The following is a 250-nucleotide window of genomic DNA, read 5'->3' on the forward strand; positions in this document are numbered from 1 at the left end:
GCCAATATCGCAAGTCAAGCGTTAATCGTGCCAGGAAGGTCAGAAATCGTCGTAGACCATTCTTATAAACGTGACTCTTGTGAAATCCGCGCAGCATTGCTACTCTCTGCGCGTGGAATGACTCATTTGGAGGTGACCACCATGGGCAAATCGGATGAGATAGTCTTCGCTCCGTCGATTGACTGGGCTAAGAGAAAAGCCAAGCTTTTGCGAAAGCGTATTGGTCCAGGTTCGATTACACATACTGTCG

1 protein-coding gene is annotated in these 250 nt (G+C 48.4%); it reads left to right on the forward strand.

The window, feature by feature from the left end; all coding sequences use genetic code 11:
- The coding region (locus SB772_RS43915; RefSeq protein ID WP_410839015.1) for a hypothetical protein at positions 1 to 250 on the forward strand (250 nt) is incomplete at both ends.

Origin of the sequence: Paraburkholderia sp. SIMBA_030, assembly GCF_046535245.1 — a bacterium.
Lineage (GTDB): Bacteria > Pseudomonadota > Gammaproteobacteria > Burkholderiales > Burkholderiaceae > Paraburkholderia.